Origin of the sequence: Roseiconus nitratireducens, from assembly GCF_008629675.1 — a bacterium.
In the GTDB taxonomy this organism is placed as follows: Bacteria; Planctomycetota; Planctomycetia; order Pirellulales; family Pirellulaceae; genus Stieleria; species Stieleria nitratireducens.
In genome coordinates, this window is sequence record NZ_VWOX01000005.1 from 218,759 (window position 1) to 244,603 (window position 25,845).

A 25,845-nucleotide genomic window follows, 5' to 3' on the forward strand; every position below is an offset into this window, starting at 1 on the left:
CCTGCCGGTAGCGTCTGCACCAGATCAGGGCCATTCGGAATGGCCGCATGATCGGGTTCATCGATTCACCTCCGGACGCTCGGCGATTCGCGGAGTTTCCGGTGTGGCAAGCAAGTCGTAGATGATCAACGCCCCCCGCTCTGCGACCCGAGTCATCCGAAGTCCGCCGGGCAATTGATCGGATAGTCGCCGAGCCGTTTCCGGATCTTTGACGACCAGCAGACAGTGTCCCGCTCCGGGAGACGTCGCTGACCAGTCGGGTTCACCGGCAGCCGTCGAATCGGCCATCGCGAGTGTTTGAACGTTTGACGGCGGGTCGGGCACTTCCCGGTCCGACACGTCAATCGACCGACTGGATGCCAGCTCGACCGTCTGGATGGATGACTCGCGCAAATGAGGTAGCGAACGTCGTGCGTCAAGCGTTTGCGTCACCATCGCCGCAAAAAGCAGCGAGACGCCGGTTGCCATTGCCCACGAGTACTGGGCGCCCTTGCGAATCCGCCACAGCAGCAGCGCGGCGAATTGCAGCACCATCCACGAGCTGCACCAGACGATCGTCCATGCCCACCCGCCACCGGATCTCAGATGGACGACGGCGGCGAACAGGAACCCCACAATACAGATGGTCCGAATCAACGCCTGAGCCGACCTGAATCGTGTGACCTGCCGGCCCGTGAGCTGCTCGCTTCCCAATCGATCTTTCTTCGGGTCGCACGGAAACTTCGACTCATTCCACCAGTACCGCGTCAGCTCCGAAAGCACCTTCGGAATGTGCTTCACCGAAACCGTGCTCGCTCCCAGCGTTCGGGGCCGATGGGACACTCCCACTTCGACCAGCCGACGGCCTTTCCGATGGGTCTGGACCAGGATCTCGGAGTTTACCAGGAATCCGTTGCCCGTGATTGGCAAGTCCCTGACAACGTCGCGATGGAACATTTTCAACGCACAATCCACGTCTCGCACGCCGGTGCCGAGCAAGCACCGGACCAGCAAGTTGTAGACCTTGGAATAGAGGCAGCGGAGCGGCGTGTCCTTGCGGTCGATTCGATACCCACAAACGACTTCATAGTCGCGAGAGAGCAGGACAAATCGGTCCAGTTCGTTCAAATCGAATTGGCAATCCGCATCGGTAAAAACTACCCGTTCCATTTCTGCCGCGGCAAAGCCGGTCCGCAGCGCCGCACCGTAACCCCGGTTCGGAGAATGTTGGATCAACTTGATGGCGGAGTTCGTCGCCGCTGCTTCGCGGACCTTTGCGGCGGTTTCGTCGGTGCTGCCGTCATCGACCACGATGATTTCGTAGCTTCCCGTGACTTGGCGTAGCGCGGCATCGGCCTCCGCGATCGCCGTCTGAATGACCTCGGCTTCGTTCCAGGCCGGCAAGACCAGGGAGATCGATGGAGCGTCAGACGGCCGACGGCCGTCGGGAAAATTTTCTCCGGCAGGCGGATCTCCGATCCTTGAATCGTCTGAGTGCATCCTTGCACCCCTGTGGTTGAATTACGAATGAATTAGTAGACCAGCGAATCCTATGGATTGCCCGCGTCTCGACACAACCCGAACTTTTAGGTTTTTAGTAGAACAAGCCATGGACCGGGACTCGCGAATGGTCTGGGGACACGCCGATCGATCGACAGACGGATCGATCGACAGACCGGCGGGCCCGGTCGGGCGGCGTCCATGGCTTGCTCCGACCGAGCAATCCCTCCGTCCGGCCTCAGCTTCCCAGCCGAAGCTCGCGATCATTGCCGATTCGCACGTGCTGGTGATAGCGTCCGTCCAGGCTTTCGACTGCGAACACATGTCCTTCAAACGTTCGCAAATCACGATCCTCGCCCGCTTCCAGTTTCCAAACCTTCTTTCGCTGCCCGCGAGGATTGATCCAGGTGATGCGGACCGGGCCGGGGTACCCGTTGATCCATCGACATTGCTTTTGAGTTCCGCCCTGACGAGAACGGATCGTCCCCCGCAAATCGATCGGCTCGGCAATCAGAGTCCGGCCCATCCGTTCGCTCAATCGCTCGGCCTGTTCGGGGTGATCCGCCACGACGTTTCGCGTTTCTCCAGGATCGAGCTGATGGTCATACAACTCCCGGAACTGCAGGCTGGCGTCGTCCATCCGCCGCCATTCGACGTAACGCCAGCGGTCCGTTCGCATCGCATTGCCGATCATTGACTTCCGAACGTACTGGCTGAACGCGGCCTCGTGATGATGTCCGTCCGGATTCTTCAGCAAAGGGACGACGCTGCGACCATCGATTTCGTCGGGAACGGGTGCACCGGTCAATTCGCAAATGGTGGGAAAGACGTCCAGCGACTCGACCAATTGATTGCAGCGTAGGCCGTTCGCGGCGGCGCGCGGGTCACGAATGATCAGGGGGATTCGCGTGTCAATCTCGTAGTTGGTCATCTTGCCCCAACCGTTGAGCTCTCCCAGTTTGTATCCGTGGTCGCTCCAGAGAATCACCACCGTGTCATCACGTCGCCCGGATTCGTCCAGTGCATCGAGCAGCTTTCCGACCTGGGCATCAACGAAAGAGACGGACGCGAAATAGGCATGACGCAAACGTCTTGTTTGCGATTCCGAAAGGGTTCCTGAATACGGCGTCGGCATCTCGACCATGTCGGCGTAGTGCGAAAGCTCGTAATTGGTTCCCACCGCAATCTCCGGCGCTCCATCCGGCGGAGTGACAATGGTTGGTAGCGGTAATGTTTGCCGATCGTATCGGTCCCACCATGACTTCGGCGAGGCCCAGGGGAGGTGCGGCAGAGTCAGCCCGACCGCCAGCAGATACGGATTCCCGGCGTTTTGCAAAGCCTTCATCCGCTCGATCGACTTCAGTGTCAGCGAACCATCACGGTGCTCCGCATCATCGATGTCGGGATCGTTGGTGATCACACCGCGCAGGTTGCCTTTTTGCCAAGCGTCGGTGGGAAGGCTGGCTTCGACTTTCTTTCGAAAGGCTTGTTGTTCGGGCGTGTAGTGCGTGTAGCTACCCTCGCCCCATTCGTGTGGCCGGTCCCAGGACTGCGGATCCGGCCAGGGGTTGTGAAAGATCTTTCCCAGACTTTCGCAGTGGTAACCGTTGTTCCGAAGGTGTTGAAACACCGTCACGGCATCCGGCATGGTCTCGCGAAAATGAACGCGCAGGTCGTAGACGTTCAGCCGTGCCGGCCGCAAACCCGTCCACGTGCTCGCTCGCGACGGATTGCATACTGCCACCTGAACGTAGCAACGATCGAAGGCGACACCGCTGGACGCCAAACGATCGATCTGGGGCGTTTCCATGTGAGCCGCGCCGTAGCAACCGAGTTCCGGTCGCAAGTCATCGATACAGATCAGCAACACGTCCGGACGTTTTGGCGGGTCAACGGCAACGGCCGTTCTGGCAGCAACGGCGAACCATCCGGCCCACACAACGACACCCATCCGCATGGCGGACGCCAACAAGTTAGCGCCGCCGACCGACGACCATTGAAGCACGCTTTTATCCTGGATATTCAAACCGACCTCCCGATTCGAAGCTTGGCAACCTGGACACGGGATCGTTCCCGGTCCGCACGGCCCCTGCAAGGCGGGCAAACAGCCCCACTCGCGCATTTTGCAGCAACCACGCCGGCAAATCTTGCCGGATCTGCCGCTCATCGCTTGAAATTGCGCATCGTGGGTCCTCCGCATCAATGGTTGCCAATTAGACCAAGCCCCATGGTTCGACCGGCTCTTTACACCGGCACCGTGTCGATTCATGATCTGAGAAGACGTTTTGCGAAACGGGTTCGATGCGAATGGCCGACCAACAATGATCCACTCCCCTCCTTTGACCGACCAGCAATTGCGGTACTTCGGCGGATCGCTGGCGTTGATGCTGGTGATGTTTGCCGCGCTCGCGCAGTGGCGGTTCGGCGCCGACGGGATCGCCACGGCCTTGTTGGTGTTAGCGGTCGCGCTCACGCTGGTCTATTACGCAGTCCCGAAATCGAGGCGTCCGATCTACAACGGGTTTCGCGCGTTGACCTTCCCGATCCAGTGGTTGGTCTTGACCGTGATTCTATCCCTGATCTTCTACGTGGTGTTGACGCCGATCGGGTTGCTGCTGCGTTGGTCCGGTCGCGACATTCGCAGGCAGCAACCTGACCAAGCATCCGTCTGGTCCGAGCATCGAAAAAAGCAAGCGTTGTCCCGTTATTTTGAGACGTTCTAACTGGACAGCGACACTTTGCGTGAGCCGCGCTGCGCAAACCGCGTTTTTTTCGCACCACCACCGGCCGCGACCGCCTTGCCGCTCATTGCATCGCAATTCAGGGTATTTTTGATTGAAAGAGGCGGTGTCCAGCAAAGTCAGCTCAACAAAGAACGCTCCGATGACTGTCGACGAATCAACTGAGAATGTGCCGCAGCCAGAGCAGGAAGGGGATGCTTCCGGCAAACGGAAAAGTCGGTCGAAGCGACGACGAAAACTGCGCGTGCTCGTTTTCCTGGTGGCGCATCTGTTGGGCGCCATCTCTTCGGTGCAAGCGATCATGTCGACCCGTACCGCGCAAGGCGCCATCGCATGGGCGATTTCGCTCAATACCTTTCCCTACGTGGCCGTACCGGCTTACTGGGTGTTTGGCCGATCAAAGTTTGACGGCTACCACATGAAACGCCACGCAACCATGTTGGCTGAAAGCGAAACGGAGCGGAATGTGATCGGCCTGCTCGCAGAGGGCGGCATGCTGATCGACCCCAAAAATGCGATCGATCTGCGTCGCAAGACGTTGTTGGAAAACCTGGCACAAATGCCGGTCACACGATTTAACGACGCGGACCTGCTGATCGACGGCGAAGCGACGTTTGACGCGATTGTCGAAGGTATCACCGAAGCGACCGACTATGTACTGTTTCAATTCTACATCATTCATGATGATGATCTGGGGAACCGACTGAAGGACGCGTTGATCGCTAAAGCCAAAGAGGGCGTGTCGGTTTTCTTTCTTTACGATGCGTTGGGCAGCTACAGTCTTCCGGACGCGTACCTTTCACAACTTCGCGACGCCGGCGTTCAAACGGCTGCATTTCGAACGACCCGCGGATGGCAGAACCGTTTCCGCGTCAACTTTCGCAACCATCGAAAGATCGTGGTGATCGATGGCAAAGAAGCCTTTGTGGGGGGCCACAATGTGGGCGATGAGTACTTGGGAAAAGACGATACGCTCACCCCTTGGCGGGACACGCACGTTGCCGTGCGAGGCCCCACCGCGTTGGAAGCCCAAGTCACTTTCGTCGAAGACTGGAGTTGGGCGACAGGGAACATCCCCGAATTGAATTGGGAACCGCATCGCGCTCCTCAGGGAGACGTGAGGGCGTTGTGCCTGCCGACCGGACCGGCCGACAACCTTGAAACCGGCACGCTGATGTTGCTGGATTTGATCAATTCATCCACGGAAAGCATTTGGATTGCCACACCGTATTTCGCCCCCGACCAGCAATTTGTCTCTGCCCTTCAATTGGCGTCGCTGCGGGGCGTGGACGTGCGAATTCTGGTTCCCGAGCAATACGACAACTTCGTGGTGGGAATGACCGTCTATTCGTACCTGGAAGAACTCGAAGAAACGAGTATCAAATTTCACTGGTACGAACGCGGGTTCATGCACCAGAAGGTGATTCTGGTCGATGGCAAGACCGCCGCCATCGGGACTGCAAACTTTGACAACCGGTCGATGCGATTGAATTTTGAAGTGACCATGTTGTTGGAAGATGCCGAATTCGCGGCGAGTGTCGAACAGATGCTGGAAACCGACTTTCAACACAGCCGTCTGGCATCCGCAGCGGAATACCGAGATGGTTCGCTGCCATTCCGATTCGCCGTGCGGGTCTGCCGATTGTTCGCCCCGATTCAGTAAGCATACCCCAACGGCAACGCGATTCCGATTTCCCTCAAAAAACAAGTGGAGCCAGCAGACGCCGATCAAGATCGAGCACGGCCGCGGTCTCCAAAGGGGTCCGTCCACTTTTCTTGCCCCTGATACACGTTCCTATCTGATACACTGAGCGTCAGCGAACGTTTTTCAGTCTCGGACGTGTCGTCCTATCAACGGGCTGCTGCCGGCACCCGCCCTTGATTACCAGGCACGTTCGACGTGGATGCGACAGAAACTACGGAGCCAGCACATGACCGCAGCAAAATCGGGCGATACCGTTCGGATTCACTACACCGGTAAACTTGACGACGGAACGCAGTTCGACAGTTCCCAGGGGCGGGATCCGCTGGAGTTCGCACTCGGGGGCGGCCAGGTCATTCCCGGTTTCGACAACGCCGTTGAAGGCATGGCCGTGGGCGATAAGAAGTCCGTGAAGATCCAGCCGGAAGCAGCCTACGGCCCAAGGCACGACCAGCTGGTTCAAAAGGTGCCCAGAAACCAGCTGCCCGATGACATGACGCCCGCTGTCGGCATGCAACTGCAGACACAGAACGAGAGCGGCCAGGTAATCAGACTCTCGGTGACCGCGGTGGATGACGATTCGATCACGGTCGACGGAAATCATCCCCTCGCCGGGGAACCGCTCAACTTCGACATCGAGCTGGTCGAAATCGTCTAACAAAAAAGGGGTCCGTCCCGGGTCCGTCCCCTTTTCTTGGTCCTTGCCTCGCAGCGGGCGTCTGGAGTCAGCGGCCGAGTGCCCGCCGGATGGCCGCTTCGCCTTCGATTCGAAACACGCTCGGATCAAACGGGTCGTCGCTGGTGTGCCAGACGCTTCCGTCCGGTCGCCGATACATTCTCCAGGACTCCGCGCGATTCAGCGGACGCGCACCGACGCGACCGAACACCGCAATCTGATTGCCGCTTTCATCCACGGCACGATCCCGATCCATCCCGCGACTGATCGCCAACGCGTGCCCATCCTTCGGCAACTTGTAGGTGGCGACCAGGAACGGCGCCGGGCGCGGACTGAACCCGTCGTTGCCGGGGATCTCCGGGCTGGTCAATTGAATCACGCGCAAACCATTCTTGCCGTCGGCCAAGTAAGCAAACTGGCTCACGTTGGTAATTCCCAACTGCACGTCGTGCGCATCGTTGATACAGCCGTTCGCATTGTAGACCTGGTCGATGGTTGCTTCCCGAGGTCGCTCCACGTCCAAGATCACCAACCCGTTGCGTCCGGCAGCCACATAGGCGTACGTCCGGGCCACGTAAATCCCGTGCGCGTCGTCCATAGGCACCAACCGGACCAGCGTGGGGTGCGCCGGATCCGTGATGTCCAAAACCTTGACCCCTTGGCGATCCGTCGCGAACGCGTAGCGGAATTGAAATGCCACCTGGTGAGGATGATCCAAAACGTCGCCTCCGAGCACGTGCGTGACGGTCGGACAAGTCGGATCGTCCAAATCAACGACGACCAACCCGGCATCACAGCAAATGTAGGCGTACGTCCCGACGATCTGAACGGACCGTGCCCCGTTCAGCAGGCCGTCTGGATTGAACGTCAACGCCCGTTCCAGAAAGTTGTTTAGCGGATTGCCGTCCAGGAGGGTGCCAGCTCCAACCAGAATCAACCCTTCCTCCCGGTCGCTGACGTAGATGTAGGCGTACATCGGATGCACCGCCGACTCTTCGTTTTCCGGATCCTGTTTGCGGGTCGGATCCGGGGCAATGGTCGCCGGCGAAGCCACGCCGGTGGCGTATTTGGTCCGCACGTAGAAACGTTGTCCCGCCGGCGACACCGGCGCCGTGGTGATCCGTTCGCTAAACGCTTTGTCGTCGATGAACGCAATGTCAAACACGCGGAATCCGCCCTCGCCGCAGGCCGCGTACAGGTACTCGCCACGGTGCTGCAGGTCCAGCACCTCCGGCTTTCGGAAAGGCAAGGCAAGCGATTCCAGGACGTCCCGCCCCGGGTGTTCGTGGCTGTGTTCCAGCTGGCGCTGACGGTGAACGTGCTCACGAAAATTGTCCGGGTAAGCCAGCTGGTGCAGCGAACTGCCGATCACGGCTTGCGGTTCGGTATTCTCAGTCACAACCACCGCCTCGAACCCATGCTCACCCGCGGCGACATAACAGTACTTGCCGATGAAGTTGGTAAATCCGGTCCCCTGCATCAATAGCTGGGACATGATGGCGTTGTTGTCCTCGCTGATGGACACGTGACAGTCGGTACAGCTTTTTGTCTCATAGATGCCGGCATGGGCGTGCCCCGATTCGTTTTCCCATCCCGGGCCTCCGCGGACCGTGTGGGGTACGTTGGTGCTGAATGCGATCCCACTCAGCCCGTCGCCGCTGATCGTCTGTTGTTGTGTGTAGATTGCTTCGCGGTTGGCGTTGTAGCTGCTGACATGGATGGCGCAGCTGCTCCGTGCCGGTCCGATTCGATTGCCGGTGACGTTGCCGTCGCGCGCCAACATGAACACGTCGTCTCGTAGCGTTTGAAAGTTGTAGCTGGTCCGGTTGCGTGTCACGTCGCCCAAGTTGTGCAGTTCGGGTGACTTGATGTTGGCGCGTTGCGGCAGGTGGCATCCGAAGCAACTGGGGTTCCATGAACTGTGGCAGGCGATGCAGGACATGTTGTCGTTCGAATGGGCGCATCGCAGCACCGCCTGGTCGTCGGTGCCCCCCCAAGTCAACTCGCCATCGGTGTCCCTCCGCACGGTCTTCGCCGCGTGCGACCTTGGGTTGTAATCGGGGTGACCGGGCCGCAACGTGTCGGCGGTCTGGGTGACTACCCAGAACCGATCGGGATCGACCGTACTCCGCTGGATCAGTTTTGGCGGCTGGCCGATTTCGCGAACGATCTCGAACCGGGGCTGGTCGAAGGTGGTTCGCATGGCCAGCAGGTTCGTTCCTCCCTGGGGTGCCGCCGGGCCACTGGTCGGCAACCGGGGCGGCTGGCCGGCGTCCAGCTGCGATTCGACCAGCTCCACCAACGACTGACCGGCGGTGCCGTGGCAGTCGACGCACTGAATCTCGATGGCGGCGCGGACTTCCCCATACAGCTTCGTGTTGCCGTGACCGTCCTGGTAGTAATGACAGTCGGTGCAGTGCATCCCCTTCTCCATGTGAATGTCCAACATGTGCGTTGGGGTTTCACTGCGACACCGTCCCAATCGCTGTTCGCTGTCTTGGGTCGGAGCCACTGCCTGCTGTAGCTTTTCGGTCGTCACCTCGGGGACCGGATCGTTTTTCCAGTCCAGCAATCGCCCGTGCCGATCCTTTTTGAATACGGCGCGGTAGACCCATCCGTGTCCGTGAAAGTCGGCGAACTGCGTGTGGCGCAGGTGGGGATTCAGGTCGCTGACATTCGCCAAGAATTCCGGGTCGCTCCAATGCCCCCGCGCCGCGGCTTCATTGGGATTGGATTCCGTGGCCCGGATGTAGTCCTCCGCGGTGAGTTCCTTCTGATGACGCGGGTACATCAGCTGGCCATCGGTCTCGTTGTCCCACCACATGTACCCCAAGTAGCTGTTCAGCACGTTGGTCCCCGGGTGGACATGACAGACGATGCACTGGCTGGTCGGCATCCGCAGTTCAAACTTGTGTTGGATGGGATGCCCGCTTTCACTCTTGTCGATCATCGGATCGACGTGGCGAACCCACTGATCCGGCTGGGATGCGGCGCGGCCGCGGTTTCCGTACTTGGCGATGAATCCGCTGGCGGTGTGGCTGCGGTCGTTTGCGTACAACACGTGGCAGGCACTGCATCCACTGCTGCGATAGTCGCCCGGATGATCGTTGGTTCCCAAAAAGTTCAGCGTCGGATCGAGCAGCCGTGTCTTGGCCAAACCGATGAACACCGGGTCGGTGCGGTTCTCCGTCCCCAGACCTCGCAGGGAAAGTCGCTCGCGGGGCCGTCCCGGTTCCTCCAGTCGCTCAGGGATTCCGACTTCGGGACGGAACCGTCCGCCGCGCTCAAAGATCCTTAACACGTTTCCCGGTTGGCTGATCTGATAGGGAATCAGCGGTTGCAAACGCGGCAGGACTCCCTTGTCCCTCGTTTCCTGTGGTGTGGGGGCGGGAACCGTCTGCATGATCTGGGGCGTGCCGATCATGCTGTAGGATTCACCAAAACGTGAATACTTTTCGTCGGTGGATCCGTTGTTGTACAACGCCGCTCCCCACAGCATGCATCCGTGCGTCATCATGCTCTTGCGAAGCTGCAACACTTCGTTGGCGTGACACTGCCCACAGGCGATGTGCGCGACGCGCAGGTCACCCGGGTTGACGAAGCGGATGAATTCCGGTGATTCGTGATTCAACAGCGTGTAGCTCCGCACCGGATTGGCGCTGCTTTTCCAAGCCGCGGCGTACCGCGGCATCACGTGGGCAGCTTCCAAATCCGTTCTCGTGGCGTCCCCGCCATGACAATCGGTGCAGCCGATCTGCACGGTGTCGCCCGAATGCATGTTGCCAACATCGGTGTGACAATGGATGCATCCGCTGCTCTTCGCATTGGCCGCCGATTCGGATTGCGTGGCCAGATTGACGTGTCGCAAATCCTCCGGGATCGGATAGGACGCATTGTCGGCCACCCCCAGTCGCCGGGCCAAATCCCAAGGATCATCGTTGCGAAAACCGATGTCCGGCTCCTCTGCCCCGGCGACGGCGGATCGGATCGGTTGACCGTGGAACGTCGGATGCCGGTTTCCGGCCGAGTTCTCTGTCGGCCGATCGCCCGTCGCCTTCGGCATCGCATGTGAAGGTTGTTTCGGATGCGGATCCTCGACGGCGTTCGGGATTTCATCCGACAACGAAAACTCGACCGGCCCCGACTCCGTGGCCGGCAGGGCTCCTGAATTCGGCAAGGATTCGCGGCCCGCCGTCGGCGACTGTCTCAACGCCTGACGCCACCAATCGATCCGCTGCTCGGGTCTACTAGCAGGCGTCTGCGCGGGTGTTTTAGCAGGCAACTGCGTGGGGGAGGGCGCCGGTGTCTGCGCCGCCGCACCGGACGCGGTGAGCGTGAAGAGGGCCCAGGCAAGCCAGGGGCGTGATCTGTTCCAGAATCCGTTCATCGGCATTCGCTTTCATCCTGCAGCGCCGCCGGAGCAACCCCAGCGGCCCGGGCGACCCGCGGCAGCTGCCCGCTCCCGGAAGGTCAGTGGCTTCCTCGTGGTGTGGGGCTGGCCGCCCAGACGGAATGCGGCAAAACGAGGCTTCGCGGCGGGCTGGGCCGGTCACCGCCGCAAGAAGTATCCACAAAAGCGTGTAGCGTGGAAACGTCGATTTTGTGATGCTTGCAAAACAACGACCAAAAGCCGCGACGCGGCGGAGTCAATACTCGAACGCGACTTCCAGAAACCCTGCCACGTGGTTGCGGGTTTTTCCGTTGACGTTCTGAAACAGATCCCGGAATCCATCTCCACGGATCAACGTGGACAGACCGCCCAGCAACAGAATGTTGTTGTTCAACAGCGGACGGTACTCCAAGCCGGTGCTCAGGTCCGTTCCGATGAACTCCCGAACACGCCCGGTGAACAGATACGTTTCCAAGGAGGCGGTGTCGTCAAACCACAGCAGATTGGCGTTGTTGATCGTTTTCAGCCGGGGCGTCAAATCAGCGTCCACACCAAAGTTCAACAGGTGCAGTCCGGGGTTCACAAAGTTTGTCTGCCCTTGAAACTTGCTGCTCCGCAAACTGGGCGTCAGACTCAACCGGTTCGTCAGCTCGACGCCGAACAACCGCACGCCCTGACGCCCCCAGTAACTGAACTCCGTGCCGGCGAAATTGGGATTTGGCAGAATAGCGTCAAAACCCGTGCCCTTGGAGTCATTGGGATCGCTGTCACCGCTGCTGTAAAAGTAGGAACTGCGGAATCGCACCCAGTCCCGGTCGTACGACAACTCCAACGCAGCCATGGAGGCACTGATGTCGATTTCCCGACCGGCCAGCGGGTTCAGATCATCTCGGCCGAAGGCGTAGTAGAACGCGCTGCTGACATTCACCCGTTCGATGTGTCCGTTGCTGGCACAGCCAAAGTAGTACGCCCGGACGTCATGGGGAGCGAACACGCCGACGGGGTCGGGGCGCACCAAGAAGTTGTTGCGATCGAATTCGGTGCTGGGTTGATCGTGGTTGGCGTGAAACGATGCATTGACGTTCCACCCGGGAAACAGAAAGTCCTGGCGGTAGTAGTTCGCGATCCACGTGTTCTGGTGGCGATCCTCATTGAACCGATTCAGCAGCGAGTTAGTTTCCTTTTCGGTTTGATCCAACCACATCACGTTGAACTGGTCACGATTGCTGTAACGCGTTCCAAACAGCCGCACGCCCCGGTTGATATCGGCGAAGATGAACCCGCGAAAGTCGCTGACGAACAATTGGCTGCCCAGACGAAGCGACGCAAAATCGTAGTAAGGGCTGAGATCAGAAAGCTTGGTTTCGAAAAACCATTCTTGCAGCGCAAAGTCCTGACGGAACCGGCTGGTACCTTTGCGAACGTCCGGATTGACGACCCCCAATTCGTCCGCGGTCAAGTTGTTCATGTTGTAAACCAGGTCCACACGCACCCGCCAATCATTTGGTTTGAATGCGGCATTGCCGTGGAACAGATCAACGGCGATCGAGTCGTACGACTGAAAAAAGAATGAATCGGGATCGCCGAAAAAGGCGGCGGCGCCCGGATTGCGAGTCGCTTCGAAAGGCGTCGTCGGTGTCGGAAGCTGCCGGCCTTCAAACAGGTTGAAACTCTTGGCGGTCAATTTCAAGAACGTGTGCTGCCCGATGATCGGGTAGTCGCCTTTGAGCACATTCTGGTTGTACGGGTCCCACCACGCGCCTTCGATCCCGGGGTAATCGTCCAACGGCGGATGTGCCTTGCCGTAGCGGTCAGAAGCTTGCTGGCCCAGCCGCCAGCGATCATCGACGGGGATGAAGTGATTGCTGGTCTGTCGTTCGGAAGGCAGGATGCCGCTGGGACCGGTGAATCCATACGGTGCTCCACCCGGCCATCGGAACAGTTCCTGTGTGTCGTCCCGGCCGACGAGGATCGGTGGCAGTGATTCCGTTGCTTCTTGCGGATCGCGCAACACCCCGGGCCGCAACGGTTCGGTGCCTCCAGACCCAAGAACTTCCTGCCCCCCTGCCGAAACCGGCGGCGGCAAATCCAAGATCACCGGTTCGGGCAGCCCCGATGTCGACGCCGTCACATCGTCGCGATAAGGAGCTTCGTCCAGCAACTTGCCCAGTGAATTACCATCTTGCGCGCATGCCCCAGCCGCCGCGAACAGAACTCCGACCGCGGCGGCAATCTTGACGACAAAACGTGGCAACCCCATGTCGGATGGGTGAATCCGTGGAAAGGACGATGACAGAACGATCCCGTCTCTCTCGGTATCGGCTTTGACGATTATTCCGATCATTCCAGATGCGTTGACTTTGCTATTTTTCGAGTTTGATCTCGACCGACACTAAACCAGTTAAGCTGAGCAGGATGGGTTGCCCCCGCTTGCCCCGATCGCCTTCGAACGCACGGCCATGAGACGACGTTTCCGATCGCCCCGATTTCAAGCCCTGGAGGGGCGTCGCCTGCTGGCGGCTTCGCTGCACAACGCGGAGGCCCCAGCGGACGTCAACCGGGATGGTAGCGTGACCCAAATCGATGCGCTGTGGGTCGTCAACTATCTGTCGCGCCAATCGACCCATGGGAAAAGCGGGCTGGCCGCGGAAGGTGCGTCGCTGGAGGGATCAGGCGCCGCGCCGCCGGTCGCGGCCGCCCCGGACGTCAATGGAGATTTGAACGTGTCGGCGATTGATGCGCTGATGGTGATCAATCACTTGGCCCGCGACTTGGAAGCTGAATTGCCACCGCCGCCCCCGATCGACTTCGACGCGATTGCCAAAGCCCCCGGTGTGGGAACGACCTTCACCGCCGGATTCAATCTGAACGAATCGGGTGGAAGCGAAAACCTGCTTGCCGCCAACGAAGTGGAAACGCTGTTGTCGCGAGCATCCATGGCGACTGCCAGCGACGATGCCATCATTGCCATCGTGGACCGCTCCGGCCGAATCTTGGGGGTCCGCGTCGAGGACGGAGTTTCACCGGCTGTGACGTCGGACGCCGAGACCCTGGCTTTTGCCATCGACGGTGCCGTTGCCAAGGCCCGGACCGCAGCATTCTTCAGCAGCAACGCGGCACCGTTGACCAGCCGCACGGTTCGGTTCATCAGCCAATCCACGGTGACGCAGCGTGAAGTCGAATCGTCCCCGACCGATGCCGATCCGGCGTACCGGGGACCGGGGTTCGTCGCCCCGATCGGCGTGGGCGGACACTTTCCGCCCGAAGTCGACTACACGCCGCAAGTCGACCTGTTCGCGATCGAGCACCAAAGTCGCGACAGTCGTCGCCATGCCGGAGCCGACGGGACCAAGGGGACCGCGGACGATTTTTTCCTGAACACGCGTTTCAACGCGGACCCCGCATTCATTCCCGAAGCCGCCGAAACGTTCTTCACGACCTGGCCGGAAAGCTACGGCGAACAGTCGGGGACCTCGACCACCAGCGTCGCCCGCGGCATCGGCACCCTGCCGGGCGGCGTCCCGTTGTACAAGGCGGTTCCCGGCGCCAGCAAACCTAGCGAATCGATCAACCTGGTTGGCGGGATCGGCGTCTTCTTTCCGGGTGACGACGGATTCGCCACGTTTGAACAGGGATTCCAGCACACCGATGACAACGGCGGAGTCACGCAGTCGGAAAAACAACGGACCAATGCGGCCAAAGTTTTGGAAGCGGAAGCGGCGGCGGTCATCGCGGCGGCCGGCGGCGGCATGGTCGGCCCCAACGCGTTTGTCCGTAACCTGAATGAGTTCAACCGCCAGTTGCCGGAACTGGAACAGTTCGTCCTGCCTACTGGCCGGATCGATCTGGTCGGCATCACGCTGGAGATTTATGGCCCAACCCCCGACCGGTCCTTTCGTCAGCCCGGGATCGATCGCGTGATTCACGAAGCGCGAAAGGTTGGCACCGGGATCGACTCCGGCGTCAACGTGGCGGTGCTTCCCGACGCGACAACGCTGCTGGACGGAAACCCGGTTCCCGAAGGCTGGCTGGTCGCGCCGCATGATTCGCCCAACGGAGAATTGACCGCTGCCGAGGTGCAGCAGATGATCGAAACGGGCATCGCCGAAGCCGAACGGACCCGAGCCGCCATCCGGCTGGACATCGACAACGGATTCCGCCCCGGCGCAACCACACGCATGGTGCTGGCGGTTTCCGATACCGATGGCGAATTGTTGGGGCTGTACCGCATGCCCGATGCCACCGTGTTCTCGATCGATGTCTCGGTCGCCAAGAGCCGCAATACCGCTTACTATGCCGACCCCGATGATTTGGTCGAAGCCGATCGCGTCGATTTCAACGGAGACGGACTGCGCGACGATTCGGCGATCAGCATGAGTCTGAAAGACGATTCCGGCGACACGTTTCCGTTGGGAACCGCTTTGACCAGCCGTTCATTTCGCTTCTTGGTCGAACCGCGTTTTCCGACAGGCATCAAACTGAGCGGCGGTATCAATGATGGCCTGACCAACGATCCGCTGGTTTCGCTGTGCGATGCGAAGCCCACACTGTGCGTCGAAGTCGGCCCGCAAAGCGGACTTCGCCTGCCGGGGATCGACCCGCTGACCGCGGAAAACTTGGACTCGCAACAGCCGCTGGACTTCCAGGTCTACGCCTCCGCCGGTCATCCCAGCACCGTGATGTTTGACGCATTCATCGCCAGCCGGAATTTCCGCGATCCCGGTGATGCCAACGTTCAGATCGCCGGCGGTGGCGGAAACCAACCGTTGGCAAATCAGAACGGCGTGGTCTTCTTTCCAGGCAGCACCGCGATCTACGTCGACCAGCGAAGCCGACTTGCCGGTGGCCTGGGTGTCAGTGGCGATGGCGTGGACCAGGACGATGTCGTGACATCCGCCGGACAAATCGGATTCAGCCCCCTGCAATCGACCCGCGTCGATCGATTCACCATCGGCGGTGTTCGGGTGCCGTTCCAAAAATTCAATCGCAACCCGTTCGGCACCTGATTCTGCCGAGGGTCCTTCTTGACTCCAGTCGCGAAGCGCCGACAGCTTCTGCCCGTCGGCATGAGCCCACGGAAACGACGAGGGTGAAACTAAGCGGCGCCAACTCGTTTGCGAAGGCCGGAACCCGGGAACGTCAGTTTGCGGGCCTGGCAATTTGTAGCGATTGGACCGGTCGTGCTGCCGACGCGGACATTCATTGGACGATACCCACGGAGAAGAGTCTTTGACCGACCCCCTCCGTTACATCCGACCGCGGTGTTGCCCATGCGTCTTTTCTTGACCGCCGCATCGACCGCCTGCCTGCTGATCCTGATCGCTGGAGCGTCCGCACGGGCGCAGAATGCTTGCCGACATTGCCTGGCCACTGGCTCGACAAATCAAGGCCCGGCAAACGCCGGCACGACATGCTGCCACGGGGTGGATCGCGATCCGGGGCACCCGAAAAAACCCGAGCGTGAAATGCCTGGTGATCGGGACCTCAGTGGTTGTCCTCCCCAACGCTACCAGATGGATGATTGCGAGCGAGCCGGATCGCCGCACTCGGTGGCCCCCTGGGCGAAATGCTCGACATCGGCGAAATACAGCGTGTGGTTCGTCGGCGGGGGCGAGCCGTCCGCCCATTTGCCCCGGCTTTGGCCACCGTCAAGCGACCGCGGACGGGCCCGACATTCCAACGCGGCCGACGGTTTCGGTGAAGGCACCTGGGGCATGGACTACAACGGCCTGTTCGGAAAGACCAATGTCTGGCTGAATTACACGTGCGGGAGGCGGCAGGGTGGCGAAGGTGCCTACGCAACCGACGGCGAACCGGAATTCATTGGCCGACTGAAGGAGGTCTTCCATCACTAGGGCAAGAGTCAAAAGCCCGGTAGCTACCGTCGCCAGACGGTGGCGCCGCATGCTCCACGCTCTGCGAGCTTCTTGAAGTCATCTTCCACGCTCTGGCGAGCGTGGCTACGTCGGGTTCTGGTGAAGAACGATCCTGCCGCCGATCAGCTATAATTCTGGAATCCAGGAAGCGACGGTCGCCGGTCCCGTCGAGATCAAGCGAACAGATCGCCTGCTGAATTCCGTTGATTCCCGCGTCGGTCATTGGACGCATCGTTCACCATCTGTTTGGCCAACATGTTGCGGCGAGGATACGAATTTGCTCCCGGTTACCGGCTCCAGGAATTCTTGGGACGGGGACAATTTGGCCAGGTCTGGCGCGCCTCGGCGCCGGGTGGAACCGCTGCGGCCGTCAAATTCATCGACCTGACCGGCGGTCAGGGGCAGAAAGAGTTTGAAGCGGTCAAACGGATCAAGCAGATTCGCCAAGCCAACTTGATGCCGATCGTTGCCATCTGGTTGCTCGATGAGCAGGGCAGGGTCATTGAAGACGCGCCCGATGAAGCGATCGAAACGATCGACATCACGGCCACGGCGCAATTCGACCGTTCGGACATCTCGATGACGCCCCAACGTGATGCGGCGACCTTGGTCGTCGCCATGTTGCTTGGCGGCGAAAGTTTGTATGACCGAATGAAGCAGTGCGTCCAGGACGGACAGCCGGGGATTCCCCCCCGCGAATTGCTTTCCTTCATGGAAGATGCGGCCAAGGGTTTGGACTTTCTAAACGATGCCCGACATGATCTGGGTAGCGGTCCGGTCGCGATCCAGCACTGCGATGTCAAACCGGCCAATATCGTGGTGTTGGGCAACAGCGCCGTGATCTGCGACTTCGGCCTGGCTCGGATTTTGACTCGCAATCAGATCACCGCCACCAGCGCTTCCGGAACTCCCGCCTACATGGCTCCCGAAGCGATCTCGGGGCACCCCAGCCAAACCAGCGATCAATACTCGCTGGCCGTCACCTACTACCATCTGCGGACCGGATCGTTGCCGGTCGCCGATGGGACGTTGTACGAAGTCCTGGAAGCCCACCGCCGTGGCGACCTGTCTTTCTCCGGACTGGGCCCACAAGAACAGGCGGTTCTTAAACGGGCAACGCAACTGGACTGGCAGGAGCGGTTTCTGTCGAACGGGGATTTCGTGAGCGCGCTTCGAGATGCCTTACGCGCGGAAGGCTTCCCACACGCCGGTCAGCCATCGCAACCTTCCGGCCAGTCTGATCAAACCAACGCGCCTGATCAAACCGGTCCGCTGGTGGCAACCCGGCATCCAGCGCCGGCCCAATCGGGTCAACTGGACACCGAAGGCGTCTCGCTGGAAACCCGCCCGGGCGAAACGCGTTCGGAAGCGTCCGGAACCGCCGCCGTGGCTGCAGCCAGCGCTATCGCCGCGAAGGAGTTGCCAAGCAAGCCGGACCGACGTCTCCCATTTTGGATCGGCGGACTGGCGGTCGCCGCACTGCTTGTATTGGCGACGGTGATCCTTTTCGCCCCCGAAATCGGACGCCAAAGCGACGGTTCGGGACAACAGGAAACGCTAGAGACACGTCAGGGCGAAGGTCCGCCCGCCGAAGCAAGCGCGCGCGAATTGGCCGAGTCCGCTCGCAACAAGTTTGGTCAGGATCCGGAAGCCGCCGAAACGCTTTTCCTGAAAGCTTGCAGCAAGGACGCGGCGTGGGCCGAGCCTGAAAAAACGACCTGGGTCGGACACAGCGACGCGGTCGAATCCGTGCTCATCACCAGCAACGGGTCCTTGGTGAGTATCGGTTACGACCAGACGCCTTTCCTTTGGCCAGCGACCAGCCAACGGCCGTCTACCCGCATTCCCTTGCAACCTCCACTGCCCACCCCCATTTACCGTGAAGCAATGACGCTGGTCGATTCCGGCGCATCGGTCCTGGCGGCAGCATCCAGCGTGCTTCACTACTGGCCAAACATTGACGCCGGCGTCTCCGAAGCGACCGTCCTGGGCGACTTTGAAGACGAAGTCCTGGCGGTGGCGGCGCACCCGTCCGGCCACCAGGTGCTGGTCGGATCCGCCGACCAGACCGCAACCGTGGTCCAGTGCGGTGACGGAAAGCTGTCGGTTGTCGGCCGCTTCTCGTCGATCGATGTCATGAAGCAGTGGTTCTTTGATCCGACCGGAACCTGGCTGGTCGGCTTGTCCGAAACCGGCAACGTGTCTGCCTACCGTTGGGACGAGGTGACCGAATCGATTCAAGCGAACTCCGCCCCCGAGGCATTGTCGATCAGCGCCGACGGCGCCCGGAACCGCGGCTTGGCTTTTGACCCGACCGCCACCTCGACCACCGTGTTTCTGGGCGACGCAACCGGATCGATATCGGCATGGCAGATCACCACTCCGCCAAACTTGATCGCGCGAGCGCAGCCGCACCGAGGAACGATCGAGGCGATCTGCGCGGCCGGCCCGATCGTCGCCGCCGGTGACAGTGACGGTTGGCTGACGGTCCAAAACAAAAACCTTCAACCGCCCGCCAACGACCTGAAACTGGGCAACCGACCGGTCAGTTGCCTGGATGCCACCGCCGACGGGCGATGGCTCGCCGCCGGAACCTACGACGGTCAAGTCTGGCTGCTGAAGACCTCCGCGCCGTTCAAAACGGCGGCCGTCTTGCCAACCGGATTCCCCAGCGTCGAGAGCGTCCGAATCGATGCGAAGCGAAACCGATTGATCGCAGGCACCGCCGGCGGAGCGATCTGTCGATGGGATCTGGATTGGTGCCAACTGGTGGCATCCACCTATCCGTTACCGATCGCTGTCGATGCCCCCGATGCGAGAAGCCCCGCTGGTGAACGCGATCCGCCGCGGGAAGACATCAATTCAGCAGTGTCCGTTCCATCTCCTGCGGCGTCGCATCGCATCGCAAATCGCTGACAAGCTCGAAAAACAACACAGCCGCTCCCGCTTGGAGTTCGTGTAGTTTTCCGAACCAGAAGGATTGCTTGTTGAAATTCACCCCTCCGGCTAAAGGCATACCATTGCCAAACCGATTCGGGATCACACCCCGTCGACCTCGCTCATTTCGGCGTTGATCAACGGCAAGTAGTTGTGACGTGTTTCGCCTGCCGCATCGTCCCACATCAACCAGTGCTTCAATTGGCTCGCTTCAGGACTGTCCGGCCAATTGGCAAGAATTTGGATCACGTGTTGACGCGATTTCTGCCTGTCGACCACCGACCGAGAGACACCCCAATCGCCGGCGTAAATCCCGGCTAGCATCCAGTGTCCGCGAAGCTGCGACGCGCGAGGCATTTGGGTTTCCGTCAACGTCTGGTAGGTTGCGACGGCCTGTTCCGCGTCGCCACGAATCAGCAACGCTTCGTCGGCCCGAATCTCAAGTGCCAACGCTTCCGACGCGACGCGGTCGACCGATCGGGCGGCCCGCCGGAGCGCCGATTTGGATTCGCTCATGAGGGCTCGCGCGGCATCGTCATCGCCAGCCCGAAACTGGTGCGCAGCCAGATTGAACAACGCGTTAGCCGATAACCATTGGGCGATCGGATTGCGTGGTTCAGCCGCGGCTGCCGCTTGCGAGCTCCGTCGCGCCTGGCCCAAACGTTGGACCGACTCCTCCGATCCGGCCGGGTACGCCAAGGCCTGCCCCAGCGATTCAATGGCGCTCAACAATTCGGCTGTCGTGGCTCCACTTTCCGCGATCGGTCCCAGCAGCCGCGCCTCGGAAGCATTCTTCTGGACCGCCCGTGCCAAGCGGGTGATGGCTTCGTCGGGCTGCCCCTCTTTGGCAGCGGCCGTCAGAATCACGTCGGTCAATCGTCCGCGATCACCGTCGAAGGAAACTCGTACCACGGCCTGCCCGTCGCGGCGTCGATACGCCGCCGTTTGAACCGTCGCATCACCAGCGGATACTTGGCCCCACAACACATAGTCGACGCCCAACCGTCCAGCCAGACCGCGAACGGTTTGATTGTCGGAGAGTCCCTCGGCACGCAACCGGCGAAGTTGTCGCTGAACGTCGACGGGGCTGACCGTTCGCACACCGGGCAACTGAGCAAACTGGTAACGAATCGCCGTCGCGACCTGCACCGAATCCAGTTGGGGATCGAATCGAACCGAATCGAGCGGCTCGTGAGGCACGACGGCAATCACGATTTCGGCGGGGGCCCGAGCGGCATCAACCTGCCGAACGGCGGCCAAATCCGCCTCGGTGATCGATGCGATCTGCTGATAATTCACATCCGGAGTTTTCGCTGCCTGGACTAGCGCCTTCTGAATCGCCGGATAGGAAAGGTCCAACATGACCCCGTCGGTATCGCTGGCCAATTGGCTCATGAACCCACGCGTTTGGTCGATGACCTGTTCGTACGACTGGCTGTTCTCTTCGCTGCTGGTGCACAAGACACAATTGATTCGGATATTGCGATTGCGAGCCAACGAACCCAGCAGCGCGTCGGTGTACCGCCGTCGGGCCGTGGGATAGTCGGGATACTTTTGAGCGACATCGTACGGCGGAGCATCCCCGAACAGCAGGATCCACTTGGTGACGCTCGGATCGTCGGTCCATGGCAACTGCGTCAACGCGACGTGCAGTCCGACGTCGGGAAGTTCCTGAAAGAACGGCGCCCCCGATTCAGGCTGCAACGTTCCGATCGCCTGATCGATGGTTTCCGCATCGGACGTGAAGTTTCGCAAGGGAATGCTAAATTCACCGGATACAGCGCCATGGTCTCGATACACCACCACGGCGACTCGAATCTCCTTGGAGCGAAATCGCCGCAGATCCTGCAGCATGCGGTCCACGGATTGTCGAACGCCCCCCAATTCGGCCGACATCGAATCGGTCCCGTCGATCACCAAAGCGACTTCCAACTCGGTCTCGCTTCCACCGGCCATGTCCAGAAAATTGCGTTGCAGCAACCCCATGGTCTTTCGGTCCGGTGCTTCCAAGGGCGAAAACATCGTTGAAAGCGCCAAAGAAACCGGACTTGGCGGGTCGCCCGCATCTTTTTCGGGCGCCTGAGCGTCCAGCGGCGACACCGGCGTGTTCAACCACACGAGCATCACCAGGATGACCAAGCAATTCCGACGGGAACGAACGTTTGAATTCACGATTGGTGGACCGAAAGGAGTGCGTCGTTGCGACGGGGGACGTCTATCATGGTAACGACAACCCGAAATCCACGCACCGAACCCGCCACGCATTGATGCTTTGCCTGAACACGCACGAACGTCTGGAAAACTGCCAACGCTCAAGATGCGCGGTGCGCCGAGGGGCCGACAGGTTCCTGTCCGCGGTTCGCCGGATTGCCGGGGTTGGATGGTGCACCACCGCCTGTCTGATGTTCGTGATGGCTTCCTGCGTGGGACCCCTGGCCGTCGCGCAATTGCCGCCGGAATCCCAGTTGCCCACGGACCAGCCACCGGACCTGCCCGCCGAATCAACGCTTCCCGACACCGATCCACCAAGCGGCACCGATCAAGTCGCTCCGGTGGAGCTTCCGGCCGAGACCGAATTGCCTCGTCATCAGGACGACGTGCTCACGGACACCGACCCAAGCGGTGTCGACCGGGCTGCGCCCGGATCAACCGGTCCATTGCGTCCAATCCTGCGTCTGGATTACGAGGGCCACACCGCGCTGATTCGAGCCCTGACTTTGTCAGCCGACGGCCAGTACCTGGTGTCGGCCGGCGACGACAAAGACGTTCACGTTTGGCGCTCCGACCCTCGCGATGCGAACCGCCGAGTCCATGAGCGGACCATTCGGTGGCAAGTCGCGCGCGGCCCGCGAGGACGAATCTATGCGCTGGCCTGCAAAGACCAAACACTGGCCTTCGCCGGACACGGCGCGATGGGTGCCACGGGCGAAATCTGGGTCGTCGATGTCGCCTCCGGAAAACTGCTCCGCCCTCTGGTGGATTTTGAAAACGGTCACCGTCAGGTCGTGCAGTCTTTGGTTTGGGCTCCGGGGGATCGCAACCAATTGGCTTCCCAGGATTTAGATGGACAGGTCATGTTGTGGGAGGAAGACCCGGCATCGGGACTGTGGGCGGGGCGCACGCTGTTCGCTGTCGACGCGCAAACGTACGGTGCAGACACGGCCGACCGGCTGAAACCCTTCCGCGGGTTCGTCCCCCTGTCCTACCGCGGCCCGGATGAATTGATCCGCGCCTCGCTGGATCGGATTGACCGAGAACAAGACCAAGACGTCGCAAAATGGAAATTGCAGCGCGTCGACTTGATTTCCGGCAAAACCCGGCTGCTTCCGGAAAGCGAATTCTCGGGGACGGTCAATTTGATTCAAGCGACCGAGGATGGGCGATGCTTGATTGCCGGCGATCGTTCGGGTTTGGTTTCGGTCTGGAAATTCGACGACAGGGGAACCGTCGTGTCTGCCCAACGCTTGCAGCCTGGCGGGACGCCGCTGTGCGCCGCGATCGCCCCGGACGGAGGCCGTGTTTTCCTTGGCACCGCGTTGGCGGGCGTCGTCAACGGTCGCCGCGTGGCGCGTCTTCAGTGTTGGGACCTCCAGGGCGACGTTCCCACGTTCCGCAGCGAACGATTGCTGAATCATGCGATCGCGTCGTGCGTCTTTCGGCCCCAGCAAAACCTTGTCACCGTCGCGGTCGGACAGGGAGTTGAATCTTTCGCCGTCGACGATGCCGGTCAGATTGCTTCGACGCCCGTCCAGCACCTAGACGCCCCCGCCAGCCGAATCGCGAAAGTGGCCTTCGCCGACGGTGAACCGTACCGGATTGCTGTCACTCGTGAGCCCTCCCTGAACCAGAGTCCCGACGATGCAGCCGCCCCCACAGACATCTTCGACCTGGCCGAAATCTCGCTTCGGTCAACTCGGGAGGATCAAGACCGCTGGCTGCCTGCGCAACGCTTGCCGGAATCGTGGACGATCAAACGCGAGTGGATCGACGGCGTTCCGCGCTACCGCTTGTTCTGTGACGATCAACCGCGCGGTGTTCTGCCGCTGTCAATCGACACGCACGGGGCCCCCACCGCGATCGCCACCATCGATGGGGGTGAAGACGGAGCCGCCGTTGTGATCGGAACCAACGGCCGAAACAACCTGTACGTGTTCGCGGCCGACGACCAGGATCCGCCACAGTTGCTGCGTCAGTATCGCGGGCACACGGCGGACGTGCGGTCCTTGCAGGCTTCAAGCGATCGACGCTACCTCGTTTCCGGATCCAGCGACGCAACCGTTTGCTTGTGGAATCTGCAGGGATTTCTGACGGCATCCCCGTTGGTGAATCGTTGGGGGCTGGAACTGGATGTCGACCAGCAGTCACTGGTCGCAAGCAGCGTTCGTGAAGACGGGCCTCTGTATTTCCGTGGGGTGCGTCAGGGCGACCAATTGGTCGGAATCAGTTGGAGCGATTCCCAGAATCAATTGCGTGAAGCTTCCGGCCCCGAGCTAGTTCTGGAACGGCTGCGCACGCTACCGTTCGACACGCTAGTGACGTTTCGCTTTTCGAGATTTGGCCGCCCGCGACCGAGCTTTCAAAGTTTTCCGGCGTGGCGTCCCCTGGCAACGTTGTTGATCGATCGTGATCGCGAATGGGCCTTCTGGACCCCGGCCGGTTACTACGACGCCTCGTTCAACGGACACCAACGTTTCGGGTGGCAAATCAACCGCGGTGTCGAACTGTTGCCGGACTTCTTCCGTGCCGCACAATTTCGCAAAGCGTTGGAGCGTCCGGACGTGATGCGGCGTCTGTTGCGAGCGGGTAGCCTGCCGGCCGCGATGCGCGAGTCGCTTGCTGGGACCAAGCCACCGCCGGGCGATCGCAGGATTGTCCAACAGTATCTGACCAAACCACGAATTGAATTGATCAGCCCCGAATCCGGGACGACGTTGCGGGGTGAAACCGTGACCGTGACGGCAGCGATCTCCGCGCCCCTGGGAACCCGTCTCGTTGCACCGAAAGCATTTCTGAGTGGCGTCCCCGCCATCAAAAGGCAACCGATCGAGAGGGTCACCGACGCGGCCAGCGGCGCGGTCAAACACACCTACCGTTGGCGATTTGATCTGCCAAGCGACCCGCAATTGCGATTGGAAATCGTCGCGGCCACCGATGCCGAAGCGGTCGATCGCGTCTCGTTCGCCTTTCCGCGTGAAGCCCCAACGGCGCCCCCGCGGCAGCCGCGTCTGCATGTGCTGGCCCTGGGCATCGGCAACTACCGCGATCCGCGAATTCAGTCGTTGGATTTTGCCACCGATTCGACCACCGCGGTCACGGAAGCTTTCCGGCACCACTCCGGCGACCTGTATCAGGTGTCGACCGAGCAGTTGTCCGAACAAGATGCAACGCGTTCCCTGTGGCGGATCTTTGCCCGCGCCGCGGTGGAGCGTCTGTCCGAAGAGATTTCTCCGGACGACCTGGTCGTGATGTACCTCTGCGGCCACGGGCTGCGCGACCGCCGGACCAATCAATGGTACTTCGTCGCCGCCGACGCAGACTTTCGTGATTTGATGAACGACCAGTACCGCGACTGCCTGTCTTTTGACGATCTGTCTTTGCTGGCATCGCTTCCCTGTCGCAAGCTGGCCATCATCGACTCCTGTCACAGCGGAGCGATTCAGCCGTTGATGCGCGACGATGACCTGAAGAGTGTCCTCCGACTGCTGCAACAGGACCTGGTCCTGACGTTGACCGCCAGCGAAGGAGACGAGGAAGCGGCGGAGGTTCGCGAAGCCGGATTGGGGCGGTTCACGCAGCGCCTGGTCGAAGCGCTCGAAGGGGCCGCTGATCAAAACGATGATCAGGTTGTCTCGCTCTCTGAAGCCGTCGCCTTCGTGACCCGCACCGTCGCAGAGGACAGCGAGCGGGAAGGGCGCTCTCAACACCCCACCGCCAGTCCCGATGACTTGCTGCGACACCTGGAGTTGCCCCTAACGTCCACGGAACGTTGATCAACACCGCCCCTGGTTCCAAGGCTCCCGCCTTGGAACCCAATGTCACGCAGG

12 protein-coding genes are annotated in these 25,845 nt (G+C 60.5%); 7 read left to right on the plus strand and 5 right to left on the minus strand.

Annotated features, from left to right (window positions below; translation table 11 throughout):
• Positions 1–57 precede the first annotated feature (57 nt).
• On the minus strand, positions 58–1,479 hold the full coding sequence (locus FYK55_RS11050) for a glycosyltransferase family 2 protein (protein ID WP_150076468.1): 1,422 nt from the start codon (positions 1,477–1,479) through the stop codon (positions 58–60).
• Between the two features lie 238 nt (positions 1,480–1,717).
• The gene (locus FYK55_RS11055; RefSeq protein ID WP_161604431.1) at positions 1,718–3,484 is read right to left on the minus strand and encodes a sulfatase-like hydrolase/transferase; all 1,767 of its coding nucleotides are present in this window, start codon (positions 3,482–3,484) and stop codon (positions 1,718–1,720) included.
• A gap of 316 nt (positions 3,485–3,800) precedes the next feature.
• On the opposite strand from FYK55_RS11055, the gene FYK55_RS11060 reads away from it, so the two are divergent.
• The 3 genes from FYK55_RS11060 (at position 3,801) to FYK55_RS11070 (ending at position 6,580) form a co-directional block, all read left to right on the plus strand.
• Positions 3,801–4,202 (plus strand): SxtJ family membrane protein, encoded by a 402-nt coding sequence (locus FYK55_RS11060; RefSeq protein ID WP_150076470.1) that lies wholly within the window; start codon positions 3,801–3,803, stop codon positions 4,200–4,202.
• 160 nt (positions 4,203–4,362) lie between these two features.
• Positions 4,363–5,883: a cardiolipin synthase gene (gene cls / locus FYK55_RS11065; protein WP_201743683.1), complete on the plus strand. Its 1,521-nt coding sequence runs from the start codon at positions 4,363–4,365 to the stop codon at positions 5,881–5,883.
• A 268-nt stretch (positions 5,884–6,151) separates the two neighbouring features.
• Positions 6,152–6,580, plus strand: coding sequence for an FKBP-type peptidyl-prolyl cis-trans isomerase (locus FYK55_RS11070; protein ID WP_150076471.1), 429 nt, complete (start codon positions 6,152–6,154; stop codon positions 6,578–6,580).
• A 67-nt stretch (positions 6,581–6,647) separates the two neighbouring features.
• On the opposite strand, the gene FYK55_RS11075 is transcribed toward FYK55_RS11070, so the two are convergent.
• Positions 6,648–10,985: a hypothetical protein gene (locus FYK55_RS11075; protein ID WP_235908603.1), complete on the minus strand. Its 4,338-nt coding sequence runs from the start codon at positions 10,983–10,985 to the stop codon at positions 6,648–6,650.
• Between the two features lie 259 nt (positions 10,986–11,244).
• The gene (locus FYK55_RS11080; protein ID WP_235908604.1) at positions 11,245–13,332 is read right to left on the minus strand and encodes a hypothetical protein; all 2,088 of its coding nucleotides are present in this window, start codon (positions 13,330–13,332) and stop codon (positions 11,245–11,247) included.
• A gap of 115 nt (positions 13,333–13,447) precedes the next feature.
• Here FYK55_RS11080 and FYK55_RS11085 point away from each other — a divergent pair, with 115 nt between their 5' ends.
• From FYK55_RS11085 to FYK55_RS11095, 3 genes are all read left to right on the plus strand, one after another.
• Entirely contained in the window at positions 13,448–15,994 is a 2,547-nt protein-coding gene (locus FYK55_RS11085) for a dockerin type I domain-containing protein (RefSeq protein ID WP_150076472.1), read from the plus strand.
• 264 nt (positions 15,995–16,258) lie between these two features.
• Entirely contained in the window at positions 16,259–16,843 is a 585-nt protein-coding gene (locus FYK55_RS11090) for a hypothetical protein (protein WP_150076473.1), read from the plus strand.
• Positions 16,844–17,086: 243 nt separating this feature from the next.
• Positions 17,087–19,780 (plus strand): protein kinase family protein, encoded by a 2,694-nt coding sequence (locus tag FYK55_RS11095; protein ID WP_235908605.1) that lies wholly within the window; start codon positions 17,087–17,089, stop codon positions 19,778–19,780.
• A 123-nt stretch (positions 19,781–19,903) separates the two neighbouring features.
• Here FYK55_RS11095 and FYK55_RS11100 read toward each other — a convergent pair whose 3' ends face one another.
• Positions 19,904–21,973: a vWA domain-containing protein gene (locus FYK55_RS11100; protein ID WP_150076474.1), complete on the minus strand. Its 2,070-nt coding sequence runs from the start codon at positions 21,971–21,973 to the stop codon at positions 19,904–19,906.
• Between FYK55_RS11100 and FYK55_RS11105 the strand changes: the two genes are divergently transcribed.
• The gene (locus FYK55_RS11105) at positions 21,964–25,791 is read left to right on the plus strand and encodes a caspase family protein (RefSeq protein WP_150076475.1); all 3,828 of its coding nucleotides are present in this window, start codon (positions 21,964–21,966) and stop codon (positions 25,789–25,791) included. The two genes, FYK55_RS11100 and FYK55_RS11105, sit on opposite strands and share 10 nt — an antisense overlap.
• The last annotated feature ends 54 nt before the right edge of the window (positions 25,792–25,845 follow it).

Bases quoted from the DNA above. Each gene is read 5' to 3' on its own strand.
- FYK55_RS11070 (WP_150076471.1), top strand. From the start codon at position 6,152: ATGACCGCAGCAAAATCGGGCGATACCGTTCGGATTCACTACACCGGT.
- FYK55_RS11060 (WP_150076470.1), top strand. From the start codon at position 3,801: ATGATCCACTCCCCTCCTTTGACCGACCAGCAATTGCGGTACTTCGGC.
- FYK55_RS11080 (WP_235908604.1), bottom strand. From the start codon at position 13,332: ATGATCGGAATAATCGTCAAAGCCGATACCGAGAGAGACGGGATCGTT.
- FYK55_RS11050 (WP_150076468.1), bottom strand. From the start codon at position 1,479: ATGCACTCAGACGATTCAAGGATCGGAGATCCGCCTGCCGGAGAAAAT.
- cls (WP_201743683.1), top strand. From the start codon at position 4,363: ATGACTGTCGACGAATCAACTGAGAATGTGCCGCAGCCAGAGCAGGAA.
- FYK55_RS11085 (WP_150076472.1), top strand. From the start codon at position 13,448: ATGAGACGACGTTTCCGATCGCCCCGATTTCAAGCCCTGGAGGGGCGT.
- FYK55_RS11075 (WP_235908603.1), bottom strand. From the start codon at position 10,985: ATGAACGGATTCTGGAACAGATCACGCCCCTGGCTTGCCTGGGCCCTC.
- FYK55_RS11090 (WP_150076473.1), top strand. From the start codon at position 16,259: ATGCGTCTTTTCTTGACCGCCGCATCGACCGCCTGCCTGCTGATCCTG.